Here is a 9,458-nt window from a genome sequence, read left to right on the forward strand (position 1 = left end):
AACAAGGTATATATGAAGGCTTGTATAGTGTTATATATTAAAATAAAAATGAACTTTAAAAGGTCTTCTGATGATACAGAGGACCTTTTATGATCTTATAAAAAATAAGTTTTTCGATTTTAAATAAAGCATTAAAGAAGCGAGAAATATATAAAAAATAGGAAAAAATAAATATAAATATATTTTTAAAGTAATAAAAAAATTCTATAAAATAAGCTTTTCAGTCAAAAAGCTGAAAAAGACAATGAAAACTTAGAAAGAGCTATAAAGCTTACAGGTGAGTTCTTTAAAGGCTTTTGTATGAGTTTGTTCACCTTGACATTATCAGCTAATTAGAATATAATATAGCGGATATAATATAAATTGTGTCAAAATGACACACAATTTAAAATAAGATTGAAATAAAGTAATTAATTGTAATTTATATAATAATTGGAGGTCCATAAATGGAGGAAAATATTAAAAAAGAAATTATCCTAACTCAAGAAGGTTATGATAAGCTAGAAGAAGAATTAGAACTTTTAAAAACGACAAAAAGAAAAGAAGTTGCGGAAAGATTAAAGGTTGCTATATCATTTGGTGACTTATCAGAAAATGCTGAGTATGATGAGGCCAAAAAAGAACAAGCTGCTCTAGAAGAAAGAATAATGAAGCTAGAAAATATGGTAAGAATAGCAGTTATTATTGATGAAGAAAATGTAGATTTGGACATAGTTACAATAGGTTCAATAGTAAAGATATATGACAAAGATTTTGATGAAGAAGTTGAATATACTATTGTAGGTAGTGCTGAAGCAGATCCATATGACTTTAAGATATCAAACGAATCTCCAGTAGGAAGAGCACTTTTGGGTAGACAAAAGGGTGAAGAAGTAAGTGTAACTGTACCAGATGGTATAACAAAATTAAAGATATTAGACATCACTAGATAGTTAAATAGATTGTATCTACTAAATCTTATTTTTATCGAGTATATTCTAAAATATTTAAAGGTATCTAGAGATTATATTTTATTTAAGGCACTTATATTTTATTGTAGATATGCCTGTATGAAAGGCTTTAGGAGTTAAAGGTCTTTTATAAAAGTAGATTTTATTTATAGAGAAATTTATATGGAGTATTTTAAGATTGAGTTTAACAATAGTACAGCATGTACTAAAGTTATTAGAGATAATATAGTGATACGAGTTTTAAAAAATGATTAAATAAAACTAAACAGGAGGAAAAAATGGGAAATAATAAGCCAGAAAATCAGGTTGAAAACCTAAGTGAAGTTCTTCAGGTCAGAAGAGACAAGCTTACAGAACTTCAGGAAATGGGTAAGGATCCGTTTAAAATAAGTAAGTATGATGTAACACATCACTCAGAAGAAATTAAGGAAAACTATGATACTCTAGAAGGTCAGCATGTAAGCATTGCTGGTCGTATTATGACAAAGAGAGTTATGGGTAAGGCATCATTCATGCATTTACAGGACCAGAGTGGAAGAATTCAGGTATATGTAAAAAGAGATGATGTAGGAGTAGATGATTACAAGCTATTCAAAAAGTATGACATGGGTGATATAGTAGGTATAGAAGGTTTTGTATTTAAAACTAAAACTGAAGAAACTTCTGTTCATGCAGAAAAGATAGTTCTACTTTCAAAATCACTTCAGATACTTCCAGAAAAGTATCATGGATTAAAGGATATGGATCTAAGATATAGACAGAGATATGTAGATCTTATAGTAAATCCTGAAGTTAAGGATGCTTTTATTACTAGAACTAAGGCTCTAAAGGCTCTAAGAACTTACTTAGATGAAAGAGGATTCCTAGAAGTAGAAACTCCAATACTAAACACTATAGCTGGTGGAGCTAATGCAAAGCCATTCGTAACTCACCACAATACTTTGAATATACCAATGTATCTTAGAATAGCAAATGAGCTATACTTAAAGAGACTTATAGTTGGTGGATTTGATAAGGTATATGAAATGGGAAGAATGTTCAGAAACGAAGGAATGGACATGAAACATAACCCAGAATATACTGCAATTGAATTATATCAGGCATATGCTGATTATAATGACATGATGGATATAACAGAAAATCTAATATCTCATATGGCAGAAGTAGCAACTGGAAGCATGAAGGTTGATTTCCAGGGTACAGAAATAGACTTTACACCTCCATGGAAGAGAATGACAATGGAAGACTGTGTAAAGGAATATGCTGGTGTAGACTTCTCTGAAATAAACACAGATGAAGAAGCTCTAAAGATAGCAGAAGAAAAGGGAATAGAAATAACTCCAGGAATGAGACGTGGAGAAGTAATTAGTGCTTTCTTTGAAGAATTTGGTGAAGATCAGTTAGTTCAACCTACATTTATTACTCACCATCCAGTAGAAATATCTCCTCTTGCTAAGAGAAATGTTGAAGATCCAAGAGTAACAGATAGATTCGAAGCTTTTGCAAACAGATGGGAACTTGCAAATGCATTCTCTGAGCTTAATGATCCAATTGACCAGAAGGGTAGATTTGAAGATCAGGTAAGAAAGAGAGAACTAGGTGATGATGAAGCTTGTGAAATGGATGAAGACTTTATAAATGCACTAGAAGTAGGACTTCCTCCAACTGGTGGATTAGGAATAGGTATAGATAGAGTAATTATGCTTCTTACAAATTCAGCATCAATAAGAGATGTATTGTTATTCCCAACAATGAAGCCTCTAAGAGATCATGACGAAGAGGAAGAAGAGACTGAAGAATAATACAAAGTAATCTACAGAAATGTCGATTATGATTTTTATAAAAGGCTACTGCAGTTATTGCGGTGGCCTTTTAATAATTTTACTGTTTTAAAATACTTTTTCTTGTAATTATAATTTAAATTTTAAGAATATTTTTGAAATATACTTGTCGGAGGAGATATATGTATTATAAACATTTGATAAAAAAACTATCTGATAAATACAATTTAGAAAAAATAGGGAAGTTAAGAGATGGAAATATTGAAGAAATATACTTGCTAGATGAAGGGCTTACAAATTATAAATCGAACACTTTGTATTTTGGATATTTATCCCAACTCGGAAAAATCGATACTATTCCGAAGTATTGTATTTTGGCGAAGGATATAAAAAACACAGACATAAAAAATATAAATATAAATATAAAAAACACAGATATAGAAAGTGAAAATAATTATCTGGAGGGAGTATTTTTGATAGATCCTAATGACTTTTTTTCTACTTTCAATCAGGCCAAAAAAGATATTGATTCTAGCAATGGCAAAGAATTTTACACAGATCTCGTAAAACTGGCAAAAGAAACAAAGGATATAGATAGGGTTGTAAATTCAGCTTCCAGTAGATTAGGGAGCTCAATTATATTATGTGATGAGGAATTAAAGATAATCGCCTACTCAGAGTCAATAGAAGTGACAGATGATGTTTGGAAAAACAATATTGAAAGAGGATATTGTGATTATAAATTTATATCTCATGCTCAAAACTTTATAGATAAAATGAGTGCAAATCAATCTGTGGAAGCTATATCTATGAACTGTTATAATTCAAAAAACAATAAATATATAAGTAATATTTTTTTATCAGCTAGGCACGTGGGTTATATTATTATGATAGAAGAAGAAAATAAAATTACTCCTATCCACCTAGCCATGCTTTCAGATATGAGTAGAGCAATAACAGAAATTTCAAGTACTGTCTTACAAAACTTATTTCAGACAAATACTGATTGTGAAGAATTATTGTACAATCTTTTGATAGGTATGCCTGTAGAAAAAGCTTTAAATAAAATTAATTCTAAAGGCACATCCAAGTATTATATGCTCGTTTCTATAAGAACAGAAGATAAGGATGAAATATACTTCAAAAGAAAATTGAAAATTGATTTTAAGAAAATAATGCCTAGTACACAAGTAATTTATCACAAAGCTGGACTCGTTGCCATTTATCAGATGAATGATAGGATTCAATTGGAGAAGATAACTATAGAAAAGATAAAAAAATTGATTTCCGAGGAAAATATAAAAGTAGGAATATCAAATATATTTTATGATTTCAATAATTTGCCTCTGTATTATAACCAAGCTGAAACAGCTATTAGATTAAGTAATTCTATATCTAAAGATGAAAAAATAACTAAATATTCATCCTATCAATTTTATGATCTTTTAGATGGTATAAAAGATAGCTCAAAACTAAAAGATTTATGCCATCCAGCCTTAGAAAAGTTGAGATCTTATGATTTAATGAATTCTACACTATTATATAAGAGCTTAAAAAAATATTTGGAGTGTGGGCATAATCTACAGAAGGCTTCAGAGGAGTTGTATATACATAGAAATACACTTTCTTATAGACTAAATAGAATTTCAGAGATTGGCGATCTGAATTTGAGTGATCATGAAGAGTGTTTTATTATATTGGCATCTTTCAAAATAGAAAAATATCTAGGATATTGATTATGGGGGAGAGATTAGATTTTGCAAGGATAGTTTAAAAAAATAAATAGTTTGAAATATAACTATATACATAAGTTTGTATAGTTTGCACAAGTATAACTAAATAGTTTGTACAAATAAAACGTAGTTGTAAATTTAGAATAGTGTTATTATTAAGACAATTGAATTTAGAAATTGATAAAAAATTAAGAAAGTATTTTTCAAGCTCAAAGTTATAATAATAAAAACTGTAAAACAAATAGCGTTTTTATTTTGAAGGCTTGAAAAAGTTTTTATTTTAAAAAATGAAGCTGTTTGATGACTAAAACTCCTCATGAGGAGCGTTTTATATTTGTGTATTTTAAAGGGAGGATATTGTTATGTATGAAAAACTATTTAGTCCAGCGAATATAGGCAAGGTAAAGATAAAAAATCGCTTGGTAATGTCGCCTATGGGAACTGGAATTGCAAATTTAGATGGAACTCCATCAGATGAAATGATAAGATACTACGAAGAAAGAGCTAAGGGTGGAGTGGGTCTGATATATACAGAAGTCTGTAGAGTAAATGATATAAATGGAGCTGCTATATTAAAGCAACTATCCTTGACTAATGAGAGAAATATTCCTCGTATGTCTGAAATGGTAAGTGTGGTCCATAAATATGGAACAAAAATATTTTGTCAGTTGCACCACCCAGGCAGAGAAACTAACAGAGCCCTAATAGGAGGCAATCTATGTGTAGGAGCGTCTGATAAGATGTGTCTTCTTTCAAAACAAGAAACTAGAGCTCTTAGTACTGAAGAGGTAAAAGGTATAATATCAAACTATATAACAGCTGCTAAAAGAGCTAAAGAAGCTGGCTTTGATGGAGTTGAGATCCATGCAGCACATGGATACTTACCAGGACAATTTCTTTCTCCATATACCAATAATAGAAGTGACGAGTATGGTGGAAGTTTTGAAAATAGAATGAGATTTGTAGTTGAAATAATAGAAGGTATACATAAAGAGTGTGGATTTGACTATCCAATAACAGTGAGATTTTCAACTGATGAACTATTGGATATGAACGGAGTTAAAGAAAATTATATACATTCAAAAGATGGCGTTGAGATAGCAAAAGGTCTTGAAAAGGCAGGTATAGATGGAATAAATGTAAGTTGTGGTATATATGAAACTGGAGTATCTGTGATAGAACCCACAACATATTCACAGGCATGGCGTACATATTTAATTAAACCAATAAAAGAAGCCGTATCAATACCAGTCATTGCGGTAAATAATGTTAGAGAACCTAAGGTAGCTGAAGAGCTTTTAGAAGAAGGCGTACAAGATTTTGTAGCTTTGGGTAGAGCTTTGATATGTGATCCTTTCTGGGCAAATAAGGCCTTGGAAGGAAGAGAAGATGAAATAAGAAAATGTATTGGATGTTTGCGTTGCTTTGAAAGTTTAAATGAAAATAGTCCTAGAAATATGCCTCCAGAGTGTTCTATGAATCCGAGGGCATTTAAAGAATTAAAATATGATGAGGAAAGATATGATTCAGATCATCACAAAGTCTTAGTTATAGGTGGAGGGCCAGCAGGAATGAGCGCTGCGGTAGAAGCTGCTAGAAGAGGCATGTCTGTAACTTTGCTTGAAAAAGAAGATAAATTAGGTGGAATAATATATTATGCATCAAAGGCACCTAAAAAGGAAATGTTAGATTGGTTGACAGATTGGTATCAAGAAGAGATGCAAAGACTCGGAGTAGATATAAGGCTGGGAGTTGATCCAAGTATAGAGTATATAGAAGAGCTATCTCCTGACTCAATAATAGTGTCTACTGGAGCAAAAGCTATAGTGCCATCTAAGATAACTGGAATAAATAAAGACAATGTATATGGATTTGAAGATATTTTGGATATAGATTCAAAAGTAAAAAATCAAAAGGTAATTGTTATAGGATCTGGTATAACTGGATTGGAATGTGCATCACAACTAAATCATTTTGGATGCGAAACAACTGTAATAGATATGCTAGATAGTATAGCACCGGGTGCAAATCCTAGTATAGTCCAAGATGATGTGAGAAGACTAATGAAAGAAGGAACTCAGTTTAAGTTGTCTAGAGCCTTGATGGAAGTTAGGGACGATTGTATACTAGTTAAAAATACAAAGACAAATGAAATAGAGACAATGAAATGCGATAGTGTTGCCTTATCTCTTGGAATCACACAAAATAATCAATTGTTCTCTAAATTAAAAGATAAATTTGATAACATACATCTTGTAGGAGCAGCAAGAGATACTAAAGGACTGATACATGGAGCAACTGCTGAAGGATTTGAGTGTGTATACAATTTATTTGAGATAGAAAATAGACCTAGCTTTAAGCTTGCAGATTCAGATCTTAAAAAATATTCCCAAAATGTAGAAATGAGAGATCAAGAAGGTGTTACAATAGCATTTCTTACAGAATTTGATGCAATAAAGAAGATTTTACCTCCACCATTAAAGCCTTATCTTCTTCCTATTGCAAATGTTTCTCTATCAAAGATTAAACATCCTACGTTTACAGATGAATACTATGAAGCTGTATTAGGTATATATGCAATGTATAATGACCAACTGGGTATATATCCGCTATCTCTTTTGATTGATGGCGCAGGTTCAGAAGTAGCACAGCTTTTGGGAAGAGAGGTTGCAGGATGGCCTAAGAAGGTTGGAGCAGTGTGTGAGCTCACAAAAGATGGAGACCTAGTGACTGCCAAGGTAAGTAGACATGGCAAACAGCTACTTGATATGAAAATGAAAATAGGATCATACAATAGCCCACTTGCTAATTTGGTATTTCAACAGGCTAGTCCAAATAAAGATATAAAGGGACAAGCATTTTGCTATAAATATGATCAATTTACCAATGAAGAGGGAAATTGTGATTTTAAGGATGCAGTTTTAGTAAGCAATATATGTGACTATCACTATAAGGATTGGAAGCCTGGATTTGCAAGTATAAGTCTAAGCTCTAGTAAGGATGATCCTTGGGGAGAGTTGCCGATATCTAGTGTAATAGGAGCAGCATATCAGGTTAATGATCTGTATCTACCAGCTACGAATATACTTGAAGAAGTTGAAGCAAGAAAAGTAGTTCCTTATTTAATTCCAGCTAGATATGATAGAACAGTTCTAATGGAAGTGGATAGAATATAAATATAGTAGAATATAAGTATTTTAGTATAGGAATTATGTTTATTGAAGAAATATATTTGTATAAATATAAATAATAAAAGGAGGTCACTATATAGTGGCCTCCTTTATCTATTTAGTATATGAAGTTATGTTTAAAAGAATTTATTTATATATCTTTCAAGTCTATCAACACCTTCAAGAAAGTCTTTCTCATTACAAGCATATGAAATTCTGATGTATTCATCTATTCCGAATGCCTTTCCTGGAACAATTGCAACCTTTTCTTCATCGAGGAAGTTTTGGCAAAATTCCACAGAAAAGTTATCCTTATAATTGTATTTTTCTTTTACTTTAGACAAATCTACAAATATATAAAAAGCACCAGAAGGTTTGATATAACTGATATGTTCAAGCTTATCAAGTCTGTTTGTTATGATTTCACATCTTTTTTTGTAAGTATCTGCCATATACTGCATATCTTCTTCACACTCCAAAAGCGCTCCCAATCCGATATATTGTGCAGTTAGTGAAGGGTGAGATACAGTGTGACTCTGAATAGACGTCATACCCTTAGCTATTTCTGAGTTGGAAGCGGTATAACCAAGTCTAACACCAGTCATAGCGGCTGATTTTGCGAATCCATTGACAGTAATAGTGATGTCTTTTATATCATCACCAAGTGATGCTAAAGAAACAAAAGTATCATCAAATCTTATTTTTTCATAGATTTCATCTGCCAATATATAAATTCCCTTTTCAACACATATATTTGCAATATCCAAAAGTTCATCCTTTGTGTATACAGCTCCAGTAGGATTTGAAGGGTTGGTCATAATAATTAATTTTGTTTTATCAGTAATTGCCGCCAAAAGTTCATCTTTTGTAAGTTTGAAGTTATTTTCTTTTTTAGTTTGAACTTCTACAGGAACTGCATTAGTCACTTTAACTATTTCAGAGTAGCTTACCCAGTATGGAAGAGGAAGAAGAACTTCATCTCCAGGATCAGTAGTTGCAAGTAAAACATTTGTAAGTGAGTTCTTTGCACCACTTGATAGAACAATCTGGTCAATTGTGTAGTCTACATTATTTTCTCTTGATAGTTTTTTACATATTTCTTCTCTAAGTTCTTTTATACCTGCCACAAAATCATATTTTGTCTTGTTTTCATCAAGGGATCTCTTTCCATATTCTTTTGCTTTTTCTGGAACATTAAAATCAGGTTCACCAATACTTAAGCTGATAACATCAATTCCATTTGCTTTCATTTCCTTAACCTTAGAACTGATTGCGACAGTTACTGAAGGCGTAATGTTTTTTAAACGAGTAGATAGCATTTTTATTCCTCCTTGGATTTAATAAACGCGATATATAAATATAGTATCACATCTAGCTTGATATAGTATTCAAATATGTATCAATCCAACTTATAAGCTGATATTAATGCGAAATAATATGTTGTGTTAGTAAAATATGTAGTCTATATACAAGAACGCTTAAAGCTAATAGCATTAAAATTACAGCGTAACATACAATATTAAATTATAAATTTGAACTATATTTTCTATTTATTTTATACCAAAAAAGAAGGTTTGTATATAATTAACCTGAAAAAAGATGATTATTTTAAGTGGATTATAAAAATACAGCAGTATGTGGTTTAATAAAAAAAGCAAAAAAAGGAAAAAGTATATTAAAAATAAAAAAATAGTAATAAAGTGATTCATTGAAAATGCAAATTTAAATAAACATCTAGCTTGCTATAGGTGATATAATCTAGTAAGAAGTAGTAAGAAGTAGTAAGAAGTAGTAAGAAGTAGTAAGAAGTAGTAAGAAGTAGTA

5 protein-coding genes are annotated in these 9,458 nt (G+C 31.1%); 4 read left to right on the plus strand and 1 reads right to left on the minus strand.

Annotated elements, in window-relative coordinates:
• The first annotated feature begins 446 nt into the window (after positions 1 to 446).
• From greA to RR561_RS07890, 4 genes are all read left to right on the plus strand, one after another.
• A complete protein-coding gene (greA, locus tag RR561_RS07875) occupies positions 447 to 932 on the plus strand; it encodes a transcription elongation factor GreA (RefSeq protein ID WP_332507171.1) in 486 nt (161 codons plus the stop codon).
• A gap of 296 nt (positions 933 to 1,228) precedes the next feature.
• On the plus strand, positions 1,229 to 2,752 hold the full coding sequence (gene lysS / locus RR561_RS07880; protein ID WP_332507173.1) for a lysine--tRNA ligase: 1,524 nt from the start codon (positions 1,229 to 1,231) through the stop codon (positions 2,750 to 2,752).
• 161 nt (positions 2,753 to 2,913) lie between these two features.
• Positions 2,914 to 4,467 carry a PucR family transcriptional regulator gene (locus RR561_RS07885; RefSeq protein WP_332507175.1) on the plus strand — a complete coding sequence of 518 codons (1,554 nt, stop codon included), beginning with the start codon at positions 2,914 to 2,916 and terminating at the stop codon, positions 4,465 to 4,467.
• A 359-nt stretch (positions 4,468 to 4,826) separates the two neighbouring features.
• Positions 4,827 to 7,640: an FAD-dependent oxidoreductase gene (locus tag RR561_RS07890; protein WP_332507177.1), complete on the plus strand. Its 2,814-nt coding sequence runs from the start codon at positions 4,827 to 4,829 to the stop codon at positions 7,638 to 7,640.
• A 131-nt stretch (positions 7,641 to 7,771) separates the two neighbouring features.
• On the opposite strand, the gene RR561_RS07895 is transcribed toward RR561_RS07890, so the two are convergent.
• Complete coding sequence (locus tag RR561_RS07895; RefSeq protein WP_332507179.1) at positions 7,772 to 8,953, minus strand: pyridoxal phosphate-dependent aminotransferase; 1,182 nt, start codon at positions 8,951 to 8,953, stop codon at positions 7,772 to 7,774.
• Positions 8,954 to 9,458 lie beyond the last annotated feature (505 nt).

Origin of the sequence: Peptostreptococcus sp. (assembly GCF_036639115.1) — a bacterium.
Lineage (GTDB): Bacteria > Bacillota > Clostridia > Peptostreptococcales > Peptostreptococcaceae > Peptostreptococcus.

Bases quoted from the DNA above. Each gene is read 5' to 3' on its own strand.
- greA (WP_332507171.1), top strand. From the start codon at position 447: ATGGAGGAAAATATTAAAAAAGAAATTATCCTAACTCAAGAAGGTTAT.
- RR561_RS07895 (WP_332507179.1), bottom strand. From the start codon at position 8,953: ATGCTATCTACTCGTTTAAAAAACATTACGCCTTCAGTAACTGTCGCA.
- RR561_RS07885 (WP_332507175.1), top strand. From the start codon at position 2,914: ATGTATTATAAACATTTGATAAAAAAACTATCTGATAAATACAATTTA.
- RR561_RS07890 (WP_332507177.1), top strand. From the start codon at position 4,827: ATGTATGAAAAACTATTTAGTCCAGCGAATATAGGCAAGGTAAAGATA.
- lysS (WP_332507173.1), top strand. From the start codon at position 1,229: ATGGGAAATAATAAGCCAGAAAATCAGGTTGAAAACCTAAGTGAAGTT.